12 protein-coding genes are annotated in these 14,234 nt (G+C 70.2%); 10 read left to right on the forward strand and 2 right to left on the reverse strand.

Annotated features, from left to right (window positions below; genetic code table 11):
• Window positions 1-3 precede the first annotated feature (3 nt).
• The 10 genes from OHB49_RS36870 (at window position 4) to OHB49_RS36915 (ending at window position 10,991) form a co-directional block, all read left to right on the forward strand.
• Entirely contained in the window at window positions 4-1,143 is a 1,140-nt protein-coding gene (locus OHB49_RS36870; protein ID WP_329165226.1) for a M20/M25/M40 family metallo-hydrolase, read from the forward strand.
• Window positions 1,140-2,078, forward strand: a complete 939-nt coding sequence (locus tag OHB49_RS36875) for a S66 peptidase family protein (RefSeq protein ID WP_329165228.1) — start codon at window positions 1,140-1,142, stop codon at window positions 2,076-2,078. Before OHB49_RS36870 ends, OHB49_RS36875 begins: the two co-directional genes overlap by 4 nt.
• A 326-nt stretch (window positions 2,079-2,404) precedes the next feature.
• Complete coding sequence (locus OHB49_RS36880; protein WP_052189904.1) at window positions 2,405-3,013, forward strand: helix-turn-helix domain-containing protein; 609 nt, start codon at window positions 2,405-2,407, stop codon at window positions 3,011-3,013.
• 106 nt (window positions 3,014-3,119) lie between these two features.
• Window positions 3,120-4,436, forward strand: a complete 1,317-nt coding sequence (locus OHB49_RS36885; RefSeq protein WP_030975886.1) for an MFS transporter — start codon at window positions 3,120-3,122, stop codon at window positions 4,434-4,436.
• Window positions 4,437-4,449: 13 nt separating this feature from the next.
• Window positions 4,450-5,841 (forward strand): FAD-dependent oxidoreductase, encoded by a 1,392-nt coding sequence (locus OHB49_RS36890; protein ID WP_329165231.1) that lies wholly within the window; start codon window positions 4,450-4,452, stop codon window positions 5,839-5,841.
• Window positions 5,838-7,025, forward strand: coding sequence for a CaiB/BaiF CoA transferase family protein (locus tag OHB49_RS36895; protein WP_030975890.1), 1,188 nt, complete (start codon window positions 5,838-5,840; stop codon window positions 7,023-7,025). The genes OHB49_RS36890 and OHB49_RS36895 overlap by 4 nt, the downstream gene beginning before the upstream one ends.
• Complete coding sequence (locus OHB49_RS36900) at window positions 7,022-7,819, forward strand: enoyl-CoA hydratase-related protein (protein WP_329165234.1); 798 nt, start codon at window positions 7,022-7,024, stop codon at window positions 7,817-7,819. The genes OHB49_RS36895 and OHB49_RS36900 overlap by 4 nt, the downstream gene beginning before the upstream one ends.
• 12 nt (window positions 7,820-7,831) lie before the next feature.
• Window positions 7,832-8,737, forward strand: a complete 906-nt coding sequence (locus tag OHB49_RS36905; protein WP_329165236.1) for a dihydrodipicolinate synthase family protein — start codon at window positions 7,832-7,834, stop codon at window positions 8,735-8,737.
• A complete protein-coding gene (locus OHB49_RS36910) occupies window positions 8,737-9,516 on the forward strand; it encodes an SDR family oxidoreductase (protein WP_329165237.1) in 780 nt (259 codons plus the stop codon). The genes OHB49_RS36905 and OHB49_RS36910 overlap by 1 nt, the downstream gene beginning before the upstream one ends.
• 35 nt (window positions 9,517-9,551) lie before the next feature.
• Complete coding sequence (locus tag OHB49_RS36915; protein ID WP_329165238.1) at window positions 9,552-10,991, forward strand: aldehyde dehydrogenase family protein; 1,440 nt, start codon at window positions 9,552-9,554, stop codon at window positions 10,989-10,991.
• Between the two features lie 135 nt (window positions 10,992-11,126).
• On the opposite strand, the gene OHB49_RS36920 is transcribed toward OHB49_RS36915, so the two are convergent.
• Complete coding sequence (locus OHB49_RS36920) at window positions 11,127-12,944, reverse strand: ABC transporter substrate-binding protein (RefSeq protein ID WP_329165240.1); 1,818 nt, start codon at window positions 12,942-12,944, stop codon at window positions 11,127-11,129.
• A 189-nt stretch (window positions 12,945-13,133) separates the two neighbouring features.
• Window positions 13,134-14,213: a C40 family peptidase gene (locus OHB49_RS36925; protein ID WP_329165242.1), complete on the reverse strand. Its 1,080-nt coding sequence runs from the start codon at window positions 14,211-14,213 to the stop codon at window positions 13,134-13,136.
• Between the last annotated feature and the right edge of the window lie 21 nt (window positions 14,214-14,234).

A 14,234-nucleotide genomic window follows, 5' to 3' on the forward strand; every position in this document is an offset into this window, starting at 1 on the left:
CCGATGCGATTCGACGCCGAGCAGCTGCGCGAGCGGGCACTCGCCCGCCTGGAAACCCTCGTCATGGCCGAGAGCCCGTCCGGAGAACCCGAACTCCTCCGGATCGTCAACGCCGATCTGGAGCAGGCTTATCGGGCTCTCGGAGCCCGGGTCACCCGCGAGAGCGGACCGCACGGCGACCACCTGGTCTGCGAGTGGCCGGGCACGGCCCCCGATGACGCACACATACTCCTCATCGGCCACAGCGACACCGTCCTCCCCGTCGGCACCACTGTCGAGCGCCCCTTCACGCTCCACGAGGACGGCGACACCGTCACCGGCCCCGGCGTGTACGACATGAAGGGCTCACTCGTCGCCATCGAGCTGGCCTTCGCCCTACTTCGCGAACAGGGCCTCTCCCCGTCCCGCCCGGTGCGCCTGGTCGTCGTCAACGACGAGGAGATCGGCTCCCCGGACGGCCGCCGCATCATCGCCGCCCACGCCGAGGGCGCCTTCGCAGCCCTGGGCTTCGAACCGCCGCTGCCCGGCGGCACACTGAAGACCGGCAGGCGGGGAGTGGCCCGGGTGCGCATCGACGTCCAGGGCGTGGAGGCGCACGCCGGGCTCGACGCCTCGCTCGGCACCTCCGCGATCGACGAGCTCATCGACCAGATCGCGGTTGTACGGGGTGCCGTCCCGGCGCCGCCCGCCGCCGAGTTCAACATCGGCACCATCAGCGGCGGCACCCGCGCCAACGTCGTCGCCGGTACGGCTTCGGCCGAGATCGGTCTGCGGTTCGCCACGCCTGCCGCCGAGGCCGCCGTACTCGGCGCTCTCGACTCCCTCACTCCGGTCCGCCCCGACGCAAAGGTGACCGTCACCCGGCTGTCGTACCGCCCCGCCTGGGAGCGCGACCCGGCGAACCCCCTCGCCGCGCGACTCGCCGCGCTCGCCGCCGAGCGGGGCACCGATCTGCTCACCGGCACCTCGGGCGGTGCAGGTGACACCAATCTCACCGGCTCGCTCGGCATCCCCACCGCCGACGGCCTCGGCCCGGACGGTGCGGGCGCCCACTCCATGTCCGAACGCGCCTCGGTCGCCTCACTGCTGGACCGTGCCGCTCTGCTCGCCGCCTACCTCATCGCACCCGAGGAGTCCGCATGACCTCCCCCGAAAACACCGGCCTGCTCCGCCCGTCCGCTCTCCGAGCAGGTGACCGGGTCGCCGTCACCGCCGCCTCGGGCGCGCCGCGCGCCGAGGACCTGGAGAAGGGCGTCGCGGCCCTGGAGAGTCTCGGCCTGATCGTCGACGTGCTGCCCTCGGCGCGCGCCGCCGGCGTCCCTCTCGACTATCTCGCAGGCGACGACGCCACCCGCGCCGCCGACCTCGCCACCGCTCTCACCGACCCCCGCTACCGTGCCGTCTTCATGGCTCGGGGCGGTTACGGCGCCCAACGCACCCTGGAGGGCGTCGACTTCGCTTCCCTGGGCACCCCCGCGCCGCGTGTGCTCGTCGGCTACTCGGACGTCACCGCGCTCATCGAGGCGGTCTCGGTGCACCTGGGCTGGGTGTCGCTGTTCGGACCGATGCCCGTCTCGGACGACTTCACCCCTGGTTCGTACGCCTTCGACTCCCTGGCCAGGACCCTCTTCACCCCGGCCGAGGCCACCCGTCTCACCTTCCCCGCGGCCCGCACCCTGGTGGGCGGCACGGCCGCGGGCGTCACGCTCGGCGGCACCGCGAGCCTGCTCTGCTCCTCGCTCGCGACCCCCACCTCGCGCCCGGCACGCGGCGGCATCCTCTTCCTGGAGGACGTCGACGAGGAGCCGTACCGGCTGGACCGCATCCTCACCCAGCTGCGCCGGTCCGGCTACCTCGACGGGGTCGCGGGCATCCTCTGCGGAACCTTCACCGGCTGCGGTGACCCGGCCGAGATCGACGCCCTGCTGCTCGACCGGCTCGGCGACCTCGGCGCCCCCGTGCTGGCCGGCGCCGACATCGGCCACGGCGTCCCGATGCAGACCTTCCCGGTCGGCGTCCCGGCCCGCCTCGACGCCGACGGGGGCACGCTCACCTTCGACGGACCGGTGCTCGCCTGAACGGACCGACGGCCGGTCAGATGCCCTTCGGGGGGTGGCCGGGAGCACCGGACGGAGAAGTGCGGCCGCGGCGGGGAGGAGTTCCCCGCCGCTTCCGCATGTCCTGACCAGGACTGATCATTCGCAGTCGACCGCCGCGCCGGACGCGGTACGGACCACCTTTCATTCAGTTGAAGTTCTTCACTCTGAGGGGTTGTTTTCAATCTGGTGAAGCTCTTCAATATGACCAAGCCCGGGTCGCCGAGGCCGCACATGCTCCGCCGGAGCGCTCGCTGTTCAACGGCGAAGCTCCTTCCGTCCCCACGCCACTGAGGCAGGTCGAAGCTGTGAGTGACGCAACCTACGTACCCCAGGACGGTCAGCCGGATCTGGACGCGCTCGTCGCCACAGTGGGAATCCAGATCAAGGCACTGCGCAAGCAGGCCGGTTACACCCTCGACGACCTCAGCCGAGGATCCGGTGTGAGTACCGGACTCATCAGTCAGATCGAACGAGGCAAGGGCAATCCGTCCTTTGCCACCCTGGTCCAGATCGCGCACGGGCTGGACATCCCCATCGGCAGGCTCTTCCACCTGACCGAACAGATCAGCCCCGTGGTGCGGCGTGCCGAACGGCGCACTCTCGATTTCCACGGCACCGATGGACCCGACGACGCCAGCTACGAGCTGCTCACCCCTACGCTGAACGGCGCGCTCGAGGTCCTCTGGGTCGAGACCCAACCGGGGCATGACACCAGCAGCACCCCGTTCCGCCACAACGGCGAAGAGTTCGGAATCGTTCTCTCCGGCGTCAAGGACGTCTATCTCGACGGCGTCCGGCACCGGCTCGAGGCCGGTGACTCGATCACGTACTCGTCGAGCGTCCCCCACTGGTACGCCAACCCCGGCGACGAGCCGTCCACTTCCGTCTGGGTCATCACCCCGCCCAGCTGGTAGGCCCCGCCTCCGCCGTACTCCGCTCCCTCAACGCCCCGGCCGTCGGCCCGGGCGCAGGTCCCGCACGGCCTGAGCCGTGCGCCTTTCACCGCGAGGTGCCCCCGCTATGGCATCGCTCCACGAAAGATCAGCCACCGCAGTCCGTACTCCCCTCTCCCAGCGGCGCGCACTGCTGGCCCTCGGCGGCGGCAACGCCGTCGAGTGGTACGACTGGATGGTCTACGGCCTGCTCGCGTCCTCCATAGGACCGCAGTTCTTCCCGTCCACCGACGGCCTTTCATCGACCATGTCCGCCCTGGCCGTCTTCGCGGTGGGGTTCGCCGCCCGGCCACTGGGCGCCATCGTGTTCGGCACGCTGGCCGACCGGCTGGGCAGGCGGCTGGTCATGCTGCTGTCCATCGGATCGATGGTCCTCACCACCACCGTCATCGCAGTGCTGCCCACCCACGCGGTCATCGGCGTGTGGGCAGGCGTGATCCTCCTGGCCTGCCGGATCCTGCAAGGGCTGTCCACCGGCATCGAGGCACCGCTCAACTCCGCCTACATCGTGGAGATGGCGCCGGAGGGCCGCACCGCCCGCTTCGGCAGCATCATCAGCATCTACGTCCAGGTCGGCATCGTCGCGGCGTCACTGGTCTGCTTCCTCACCAGCGAGGCCGTCGGCCCCGAGGTCATGGGTGACTGGGGCTGGCGCATCCCGTTCGTGATCGGCGCGTTGGGCGGCCTCTTCTTCCTCTGGCTGCGCCGCTCCCTGCCGGAGACCCTGCACACCGCGGCCGAGGCCGCGGACCCCGCCACCGCCGGGAAGCCCCGGAAGACGGGGGAGGTGTGGGCAGAGGTCGCCCACCACAAGCTGGCGCTGCTCACCATCGTCTTCGTCGTCGCAGCCGCCCAGGCGATCAACTACACCTGGACCACCGGTCTGCCCAACCTGGCCCGCTCCGCATACGCGGAGGATCCCAGCACCGTGTTCGCGGTCACCACCCTGTCGGGCGTGGTCGTCGGCGCGCTCTACCCTCTGGTCGGCCGGCTCGCCGACCGGAAGCGGATCTCGCGGACCTTCGTCGTCACCCGCCTCGCCGTCGTCCCGCTGGTGTTCGTCGTCCTCGCCTACCAGGGCAAGGGGATGACCACCTTCGCCCTCGTGATGCTGGTGGGCGCCCCGGTACTGGCCTTCACGATGGGCCTCTACAACACGGTGTCCGCCACCTTGATGCCGGCCAGCTGCCGCGTCACCGGCGTCGGTCTCGGCTACGCAGTCGGCGTCGCCGGCTTCGGCGGCACCGCCCCGTACGTCCTGCTGTGGCTGCAGGACGCCGGCGCCGGATGGGCGTTCCCTGTCTACGTCGCCGTGCTGTGCCTGCTCAGCGTTCTGCTCTACATGCTCGCCTTCCGCCGCGGTTCCGTTCGCGCCGGAAGCTGAAAGGAGTCCCCCCATGTCCACAACAGCCGCGCCGTCCGGCGCACTCGTCCAGGGACAGTCCGTCACACTTGACGCCGTCGAGGCGCCGGTCGTCCGGCGTTCGGACGTGGTCGTGGTCGGCGGAGGCCCCGCCGGTGTGAGCGCCGCGGTCTCCGCCGCCCGCAGCGGGGCAAGCGTGACACTGCTGGAGCGCTACTCGGCGCTCGGCGGACTCGCCTCCGGCGGCATGGTCCTCGTCCTGGACGACATGATCAACGGCGACGAGATCACGGTCACCGGCATCGTCGACGAGTACGTCGAGCGGATGGCCAAGCTGGGACTCGCGGTCTACCCGCCGGCCGAGGAGCGCGTCTCCTCCCAGGAGATGTGGAACAAGTGGGGCCGCTGGGGGGCATTCGACTTCCACTCCCACACCAGCCCCAAGCCGATCTGCTACGCGGTCGCCTTCGACCCCGACGGCTGGAAGCGCGTGTCCAACGACCTCGTCCGCGAGAGCGGGGTCGACCTCCGGCTGCACAGCTGGTTCTCGCGGCCGATCGTCCAGGACGGGGCGGTCAAGGGCGTCGTCTGCGAGACCAAGTCCGGCCCCCAGGCGGTCATGGGGGATGTCGTCATCGACACCACCGGGGACATCGACGTGGCCTCCCGGGCCGGCGCCACGTACGACAAGGACAACTACCTCGTCACCCTGGTCTTCCGGCTCGGCGGCGTGGACACCGCGGCCGCGGAGCGCTTCGAGCAGGAGAACCCGCGGGAGGCCCGCGCGATCAACCGCAAGATCAAGCGGCTGCTCGGCGGCGCCTGGGAGCTGTGGTGGCTCAAGACGCCCGTACCCGGTGTGGTGTGGTGCAACGCGCCGCACATGACCGGCTTCGACGGCACCGACCCGGAGTCGCTCACCGAGGCCGAGTTCGAGGCGCGGAGCCGTATCGGCAACGTGCTCGACCACATCAGGTCGGACCTGCCGGGCTTCGCGAGTGCGTATCTGCTCGATGTCGCCGAGCAGATGGGTGTCCGCCAGACCCGTCTGCTGCAGGGCGAGTACGTCGTCACCAAGGACGACGTCACCTCCCGTCGCCACTTCGCCGACAGTGTCTCGCGCGGCCGTGACTACTACACGCCGTACCGCTCGCTTCTGCCGCGCGGCGTCGACCAGTTGCTGGTCGCCGGCCGCCACTACTCGGCCACACCCGAGGCACAGCGCATCTCGCGCGAGATTCCGCCCTGCATGGCCATGGGCCAGGCCGCCGGTATCGCCGCGGCGACCGCGGTCGAGCAGGGCGTCCTGGTGCGGGACGTCGACCCGGCCATGATCCAGAGCCGGATGCGCGACCAGGGCGCCGACCCGGGCGACATCCCCGCCGAGAACGCTACCGTCGACGCGACCGTGGAGGCCCGCGCATGAGCACCGTACAGCCGCTGAGCGGCATCACCGTCGTCGACTTCACCCAGGTCTTCATGGGCCCGTCGTGCACGCAGCTGCTCGGCGACTACGGCGCAGATGTGATCAAGGTGGAGCGGCCCGGTACGGGCGACATCGCCCGTACCTCGATCCCGGACCCCGCGGGCCTGGACAACCCCATCTTCCTGTCGATCAACCGCAACAAGCGGAGCATCAGCATCGACACCCGTACCGAGGAGGGCCTCAAGGCCGTCCAGGAGCTGGTGCGCGGCGCCGACGTCGTGGTCAGCAACTTCCGGGCCGGCGTCATGGAGCGTCTCGGCCTCGGTTACGAGGCCCTTCGGGAGCTGAGCCCGCGGATCATCTGGGCATCCGGAACCGGCTTCGGCACCTCGGGGCCTTACGCGCACAAGGGCGGCCAGGACGCCATCGCCCAGGCGTACAGCGGTGTGATGTGGCGCCGGGTCGCCGACGACGACCCCGTGACGCTCTACCCGACCACGCTGTGCGACTACACCACCGGTATGCACCTGCTCCAGGGCATCCTGCTCGCCCTGCTGCATCGCGACCGGACGGGCGAAGGGCAGAAGGTCGAGGTGTCGATGTACGACTCCATGCTCCACATGCAGATGCAGGAGGCGTGCCAGCAGCTCAACCGCGGATCCGAGATCAACTGGGCCGCCATGCCGCTCACCGCCGTGCTTCCCACCAGCGACGGTGCACTGATCATGGTCGGCGGCTTCAAGGCCAACCCGCTGCACCACATCAGCCGCGCCCTGGAGCTCGACGAGGACCTGGGCGAGCGCGCCGAGTTCGACACCCTCGAGAAGCAGTTCACCCACAGGCCCGAGCTGCAGCGCATCTTCGCCGAGGCGGTCGCAGGCAAATCCACCGACTACTGGGTCAAGCGCCTGGAGGAGGAGGACATCCTCTGCGCCCCGGTGCGCAGTCTGGAGCAGACGCTGGACGACGAACAGACCGCGGTCAACAACATGATCGTCGAGATGGACCACCCGGTCGCGGGCCGCATCCGCGCGCTCAACGCGCCGATCCACCTGTCCGAGGGCGCGGCCACCGTCCGCCGGGTGCCGCCGCAGCTGGGCGAGCACGGCGAGGAGATCCTCGGCGAACTCGGCTACGACATGCAGCAGATAGCCGTGCTGCGCGAGAAGGGCATCCTTCGATGAGCGACCCGTACACCGACGAGGTGCGCTACGAGCGCGACGGGCACGTCGCCCGGGTCACCATCAGCCGCCCCAAGGTGCTCAACGCCGTCGACGCGAAGACGCTGGCCCGGCTGAACGAGATCTGGGCCGAGATCGAGGCCGACCGAGAGGTCCGCGTCGTCGTGGTCACCGGCGACGGCGACCGGGCGTTCTGTGTCGGCGCCGACATGTCCGCCGACGCGGTCGGCAAGACCGGCCTGCAGTACTGGGCCGACCTCGACCCCAACGGCTTCGGCGGCCTGAGCCTGCGCACCAGCCTCGACGTCCCGGTCATCGCCCGGGTCAACGGCTACGCGCTCGGCGGCGGCATGGAGATGGTGCTCGGCTGCGACATCGTCGTGGCCGCAGAGAACGCCAGGTTCGGCCTCACCGAACCACGCGTCGGCCGGATTCCGCTCGACGGCGGCGTCTTCCGGCTCGTCCGCCGGCTGCAGCACACTCAGGCCATGGGACTGCTGCTCACCGGGCGCAAGGTGCCCGCGGCCGAACTGCACCGCATGGGACTGGTCAACGAGGTCGTACCGGCCGAGGAGCTGGACGAGGCCGTCGACCGCTGGGTCGCCGACATCCTCGCCTGCGCCCCCACCTCGCTGCGCGCCATCAAGCAGATGGTGCAGCGCACCGAGCACCTGTCGGCGCGGGAGGCCCACGCGATGCGGCTGCCCGCCCTCACCGAGGCGCTGGACAGCGAGGACGGCAAGGAGGGCGTGCTCGCCTTCCAGGAGAAGCGCGCGCCCGTCTGGCCGGGCCGGTAAAGGAGAGCATTCATGGTCGACAATTTGTCCTCCGGCGTCTGGGGAGTGGTCGCCACACCGTTCCTCGGCCCGTCCCTGGAGGTCGACGAGACCAGCCTGTCCCGGCTGGTGAAGCACTACGAGGGGATCGGTGTCACCGGCCTCACCGTGCTCGGCGTCTTCGGCGAGGCCGCCCGGCTCTCCGGCGAGGAGCGCCGCACGGTGCTCGAGGCGGTCGCCGCGTCCGTGGAACTGCCGCTCGTCGTCGGCGTCACCGGGCTCGCCACGGCACCGGTGATCGAAGAGGCCCGGCAGGTACGCGAGGTGGTCGGGGACCGCCTCGCCGGGCTCATGGTCCAGGTCAACTCCCCGGACCCGCGCGTCGTCGCCGCGCACCTGAACGCCGTGCACGACGCCACGGGCGCAGGCATCGTCGTCCAGGACTACCCGGAGGCCAGCAAGGTCGCCATCCGTACGGCCGACCTGGTCCGCGCCGTGCAGGCGGTCCCCTCTGCGGTCGGGGTGAAGGCCGAGGCACCGCCGACCCCGGCGGCCGTCGCGGTCCTGACCGCCCAGCTCGACGTGCCCGTCTTCGGCGGCCTCGGAGGGCTCGGTCTGCTGGACGAGCTGGCGGCCGGGGCCGCCGGCGCGATGACCGGGTTCTCCTGCCCGGAGGGCCTGGTCGCCTGCGTCGACGCCTGGCGCTGCGGCGGTTACGACGCCGCCCGCGAGGCATACCTGCCGTATCTGCCGCTGGTCAACTTCGAGGCCCAGGCGGGAATCGGACTGGCCGTCCGTAAGGAGGCGATCCGGCGTCGCGGGCTGGTCATGGAGTCCGGCGTGAGGCCGCCGGCCGCTGCCATGCCGGAGTCGCTCGTCCCGCAACTGGAGCGGCACCTGGGGCCCGCCCTGGCCGCTCTGCAGAAGGAGGTGCGGTGATGGATCTCGGAATCCGTGGACGTACCGCCGTCGTCGCCGCCTCCACCGGTGGCCTGGGCCGCGCGGTGGCCGAGGCGCTCGCGGCCGAGGGGGCCGCTGTCGTCGTCGCCGGACGGCGCGGTGACCTGGCCGAGGAGATCGCCGCCGGGCTGCCCGAGGCCGTTGGTGTCCAGGCCGACCTCACGGCACCGGACGGGCCGCGTGAACTGATCGAGGCCGCCCGCGCGGCGTACGGTGACCCGGACATCCTGGTACTCAACGGCCCGGGCCCGAAGCCCGGCCGCGCCGTCGATCTCGACGGCGCCGGCACGGACCTCGGATCGGCCGTGGACTCGCTCCTGCTGGCCCAGCAACGTCTGGTCGCACAGGTGCTGCCCGGCATGCGGGAGCGCGGCTGGGGGCGGATCCTCGCCGTCGGCTCCAGCGGTGTCGCCGAGCCGCTGGCCGGCCTGGTGCTGTCCAACGCCGGCCGGGCCGCCCTCGCGGCCTACCTCAAGACCCTCGCCGCCGAGGTCGCCCGCGACGGAGTCACCGTCAACCTGCTGCTGCCGGGCCGGATCGCCACCGACCGGGTCGCGCAGCTCGACGCCGCGCGCGCGGAACGGGAGCAGCGGCCGGTCGCCGATGTCACGGCCGACTCCCGGGCCGCCATCCCCGCCAGGCGGTACGGCACCCCGGAGGAGTTCGCCGCAGCAGCGGCCTTCCTCTGCAGCGCGCCCGCCTCGTACGTCACCGGAACGGCACTGCGGTGCGACGGCGGCCTCGTCCGCAGCCTGTGACCGGCCGGAACACACCTGATGAAGGAACACAATTCATGAGCACTGTGCATCGGATCAGCAACCTGATCGGTGGCAAGGACTTCCCCGGCGACGGCTACGAGCGTCGCAATCCCGCGGACCCGTCCGACCTGGTGTCCGTCTCACCGGCCTCCGGCGCGGATGCCGTGGACGCTGCGGTCACGGCGGCCTGCGACGCCCAGCCGGGCTGGGCGGCACTGCCCGCACCCGCGCGCGGCGCCATCCTGATGGACGCGGCGGAGATTCTGCGCGGCCGTCACGAGGAGATCGCCCGTGACCTGGTGCGGGAGGAAGGCAAGACGCTGGCCGAGGCCCGGGGCGAAGTCCGCCGGGCGATCGATGTGTTCCGCTTCTTCGGTTCCGAGGGCTGGCGGCTCGGCGGTCCGACGCTGCCCAGCTCGCAGCCCGACACCCTGGTGCACACCCGCCGCGAGGCGCTGGGCGTGGTCGGACTGATCACCCCGTGGAACTTCCCGATCGCCATCCCGGCCTGGAAGACGGCGCCGGCACTGATCGCGGGAAACGCGGTGGTCCTCAAGCCCGCCGAGCTCACCCCGGTGTCGACCCGTCACCTCGCCGACGCACTGGTGCAGGCGGGTCTGCCGGCCGGCGTGCTGAATGTGGTGCACGGCGCCGGGCCGGTCGTCGGTGAAGCGCTGGTGACCGACCCCCGGGTGTCGGCGGTGTCGTTCACCGGGTCCACGACGGTCGGCATGCACATCGAGCGCACCGTTCACGAGCGACGCGGCCGGGTGCAGGTCGAGATGGGCGGCAAGAACGCCTTGGTGGTGCTCGACGACGCGGACGTCGAGCAGGCCGCGCGGATCGCCGCGGCCGGCGGCTTCGCCCTCACCGGACAGGCGTGCACCGCGTCCTCCCGGGTCATCTGTACCCCGGGCGTGTACGAGGCCTTCGTGGCGGCGCTCACCAAGCAGGCGGAGCGCTACCGTCCGGGCAACGGTCTGGACGGTGGCACGCTGATGGGCCCGGTGGTCAGCGAGCAACAGCTCGCCGGTATCGCGACGGCGATCGAGCGAGCCCGGGACGAGGGCGTGACCGTCGCAGCCGGCGGTGACGCCCCCCAGGGCCTGATGCTGGCACCCACCGTGCTCACCGGTGTCGGCCGGGACAGCGCCGTGGCGCGTGACGAGATATTCGGCCCTGTGGTGGCCGTGCTCGTCGCCCAGGATCTCGACGACGCGATCGAGCTGGTCAACGGCTCCCGGTACGGGCTGGCCGCAGGCGTGTGCACCCGGAGCCTCGCCCACGCCCAGCGGTTCGCTGCGCGGGTCCGGGCCGGCGTGATCAAGGTCAACCGCCCGACGACCGGACTCGACCTGAACGTGCCCTTCGGAGGTGTGAAGGATTCGTCCAGCAATACCTACCGGGAGCAGGGAACCGTGGCCACCGAGTTCTACTCCTGGTCCAAGTCCGTCTACATGGGCTGGGACGACTGAGCCACTGACCAGCCCCACGATCCCGCGGACCGCTGCGGTTGCCGGAGCCCCTTCGGGCCCGGCAACCGCAGCGGTTCTGTCGTCGGCCGGGGCACCGAAGCCGTGACGGCCTCGGTGCCCGGTCCGGTGCGTGGGCTACTCGCGGTCGCCCGCTCCGGCCTTGCGGCGGCGGACCGCCAGCCCGCCGACGACGCCGAGCACCGCCACAGCACCGACGCCGGCGGCCACGGTCCCGGTGGACATGGAGGAGTCGGCGCTCTTGGCGGCCGGTGCGGCCTTGGTGTAGTTCCAGAAGGAAAGCTGGGTGGGCATCACGCCTGCCGCGTCCGCCTTGCCGGAGACAAGGCCCTTCACGGTGTCCGTACGGGCCGCGTACAGGCCGTTGTCGTAGTACAGGATCATGTCCTGGTTGTGCCGGTACAGGATGTCCTGCATCCGACCGACGATCCGGGCGCGCTCGGCCGGGTCGAAGGCCTTGATCTGCTCCTGGAAGAGCTTGTCGTACTCCTTGTCGCAGTGGAACGCGTCGGTGGAGCCGCTGGTGCCGTCGTCCTGCGGGCGCGTGTCGCAGGTCTGGATGCCGAGCATGTAGCTCGGGTCGGGGCCGGTGCCCCAGCTGTCCATCAGCATGTCCCAGTCGCCCTTGGCGAGGTTGTCGTTCAGCTTGGTCATGCCGAACGGCTGGATGGTGACCTCGATGCCGATGTCCTTGAGCCAGCCCTTGACGTAGGACGAGATCTGCGCGTCGCCGGTGCTGTCGGAGTGGATACCCAGGCGCAGATTCAGTTTCTTGCCGGACTTCGGGGCCGTCCGTATGCCGTCCTTGCCCTTCTTGTAACCGGCCTCGTCGAGCAGCGCGTTGGCCTTGGCCGGGTCGAAGTCCGTCGCCTCACCGGGCTCGGGGGTCCACGCCCACTGGCTCCAGGCGGGCGGCAGGTAACCCACACCAGGCGCGCCCAGGTTGTTGAGGACCTTCTTGACCAGCGTCTTCTTGTCCGTCGCGTAGGCGATGGCGGTGCGCACGGCCTGGTCGGCGAGCACGGGGTTCGCCGTGCCGATCGCCTTCTCGTTACGGGTTTTCGCCCCGGCGTTGATCTCGATGGCGCTCCAGTGGTGACCGGGCGTCTGGAAGGCCTTGACGTTCTTCTCGCTCTGCAGGGCCTTGAACTGGGTGGAGTTCATCGTGGTGACGTAGTCGAGCTGCCCGCTGCGCAGCGCTGCCACCGCGGCGTCGGTGCTCTTGTACTGCTGCTCGAGCAGGTGGTCGAACTTGGGGGCGCCGAGGAAGAAGTCCTTGTTGGCGTCGAGCTTGGCGTACTGCTCGGTCTTGTAGGTGGCGAGCTTCCAGGGGCCGTAACCGACCAGCGGAAAGCTGTTGTTCTTGAAGCTCTTCAGGTCACCGGTGTGCTTCTCCCAGATGTGCTTGGGCACGATCGGGATGCTGCTGGGGGTGGAGACGTACAGCATGTTCGACTGCGGATCCTTGGTGGTGATCACCAGGGTGTTCGCGTCGGGGGCCTCGACCTTGGCGAAGTTTCGGACCAGTGAGCCGTTGGCGGTGGCGGCGGTCTCGTTCGTCATGATCAGGTTCAGCGTCCAGGCGGCGTCCTCGGCCGTGATCGGCTGACCGTCGGACCACTTCAGACCCTTGTGGATCTTGAAGGTCCAGCTGAGCTTGTCGGCGGAGGTGGTCCAGGAGTCGGCGAGGTAGGGCGCCGCGCTGCCGTCCGGGCGGAGCGAGTTCAGCGACGGGTAGACCTGACCGAAAATGTCCAGGGCGCCGTCGAAGTACGCAAGGAAGGGGTTGAGGGTGTCCACTCCGGAGGTGTCCATCGTCACCCGGAGGGTGGTGCCGGCGTCGTCGGCCTGGGCGGCGGGCAGGGGAAGCGCGAGGATCGGCAGGGCGAGAGCGGCGAGGGCGGCGGCGGCTCTGCGCGGGATGCGCACGTTCACAGGGGGCAACTCCCTTGGGCGGGGACGGGAATGCAGCGGAGGGGCATTGGCTGGTGTGCATCTTCGTAAGTGACATGCGCCAAAGTCCATAGCGACGGCAGAAATTTACAAAGATCCACTGGCGAAAGCGGCGGCCGGCCCACATCGTGCGGAGCCGGCCGCCTGAGCTGAGCTGAGCTGGGCTGAGCGTCAGCCGGTGAGGTGGTAGTAGCCGAGCAGGTCGCTGTGCGAAGCGATGGTGTCGTCGCGCACGTACGAGGCCGTCTCCGGGGCGTTGACCATCATCGCCACCCCGTTCACGGTGCCGGTGTAGACCCCGACATGGTGCACGGTCGCCGCCGAGCCGCCGAAGAACACCAGGTCACCGGGGATCGCGGTGGCAGCGGTGACCTTGGTGAAGCGCGGGTTGACCACCTGGTCCTTGGTGGTCTGGCCGATGTCGCCGGCCCCCGCCCGCCAGTACAGCCAGCGGGCGAATCCCGAGCAGTCCAGGCCCACCTCCTTGTCGGCCGGGCACGGTGTGATCGAGCCGCCGTAGCCGTCGCAGATACCGATCGACGGGCCGAAGTCCGTCTCGTGGCCGCCGCCCCAGACGTACTGGATGTTCTGGCCGGTGGCCTGCTCGCCGAAATTGACGACCGCCGCGTAGCGGCCCGAGCCGAGGTCGGTCGGTTGCTGCGGCGCCGGGTCGCCGTACAGCTTCGCCTTGGTGGCGGGGTTCACCACACCGGAAGCCGGCAGCCCCACCGAGGACTGGTAGGTGCGCACCGCATTGGTGGTGCCGGTGCCGAGGACATGGTCCACGGTCAGCGAGGCGCCATGGGCGTTGAGCTTGTTCTGCAGCTCGGTGACGCAGCCGTCGTTCTCGTTGGGCTCCAGATCCACCGGGCAGCGCAGGGAGCGCAGGTCGATGGCGACCGTGGGGTCCTCGTAGTACAGCGCGGACTTGGTGGCCGGGCCTACCAGACCGTCCGAGGTGAGGCCCTTGGAGGTCTGGTACGACTGGACCGCCGCAGTCGTCGCCGGGCCGAAGTCGCCGTCCACCGTCAGCGAGGCGCCGCCGAAGTTGAGCAGCGTCTGAAGCTCGGTCACACAGCCGCTCAGCTGCCCCTGCTTGACGGTGCTCGGGCAGTCGGAGGAGAGCAGATTGGTCCGTGCGGGAATGGTGGCCGCCGCAGCGGGCATCGCGGTGCTCAGTGCGAGCAGTCCCGCTGCCGCCGCGACCGCGAAACCGCGGCCGGCCCGGCGGAGATTTCCGTACACAGGCATGGTTCTCCCAGGAGTCTGAAT

The sequence above is a fragment of the Streptomyces sp. NBC_01717 genome, from assembly GCF_036248255.1.
Taxonomy (GTDB): Bacteria; Actinomycetota; Actinomycetes; order Streptomycetales; family Streptomycetaceae; genus Streptomyces.

What these genes read in the sequence shown, in the direction of transcription:
- OHB49_RS36870 (WP_329165226.1), top strand. Translation starts at nt 4, where the DNA reads ATGCGATTCGACGCCGAGCAGCTGCGCGAGCGGGCACTCGCCCGCCTG.
- OHB49_RS36875 (WP_329165228.1), top strand. Translation starts at nt 1,140, where the DNA reads ATGACCTCCCCCGAAAACACCGGCCTGCTCCGCCCGTCCGCTCTCCGA.
- OHB49_RS36885 (WP_030975886.1), top strand. Translation starts at nt 3,120, where the DNA reads ATGGCATCGCTCCACGAAAGATCAGCCACCGCAGTCCGTACTCCCCTC.
- OHB49_RS36890 (WP_329165231.1), top strand. Translation starts at nt 4,450, where the DNA reads ATGTCCACAACAGCCGCGCCGTCCGGCGCACTCGTCCAGGGACAGTCC.
- OHB49_RS36895 (WP_030975890.1), top strand. Translation starts at nt 5,838, where the DNA reads ATGAGCACCGTACAGCCGCTGAGCGGCATCACCGTCGTCGACTTCACC.
- OHB49_RS36900 (WP_329165234.1), top strand. Translation starts at nt 7,022, where the DNA reads ATGAGCGACCCGTACACCGACGAGGTGCGCTACGAGCGCGACGGGCAC.
- OHB49_RS36905 (WP_329165236.1), top strand. Translation starts at nt 7,832, where the DNA reads ATGGTCGACAATTTGTCCTCCGGCGTCTGGGGAGTGGTCGCCACACCG.
- OHB49_RS36910 (WP_329165237.1), top strand. Translation starts at nt 8,737, where the DNA reads ATGGATCTCGGAATCCGTGGACGTACCGCCGTCGTCGCCGCCTCCACC.
- OHB49_RS36915 (WP_329165238.1), top strand. Translation starts at nt 9,552, where the DNA reads ATGAGCACTGTGCATCGGATCAGCAACCTGATCGGTGGCAAGGACTTC.
- OHB49_RS36925 (WP_329165242.1), bottom strand. Translation starts at nt 14,213, where the DNA reads ATGCCTGTGTACGGAAATCTCCGCCGGGCCGGCCGCGGTTTCGCGGTC.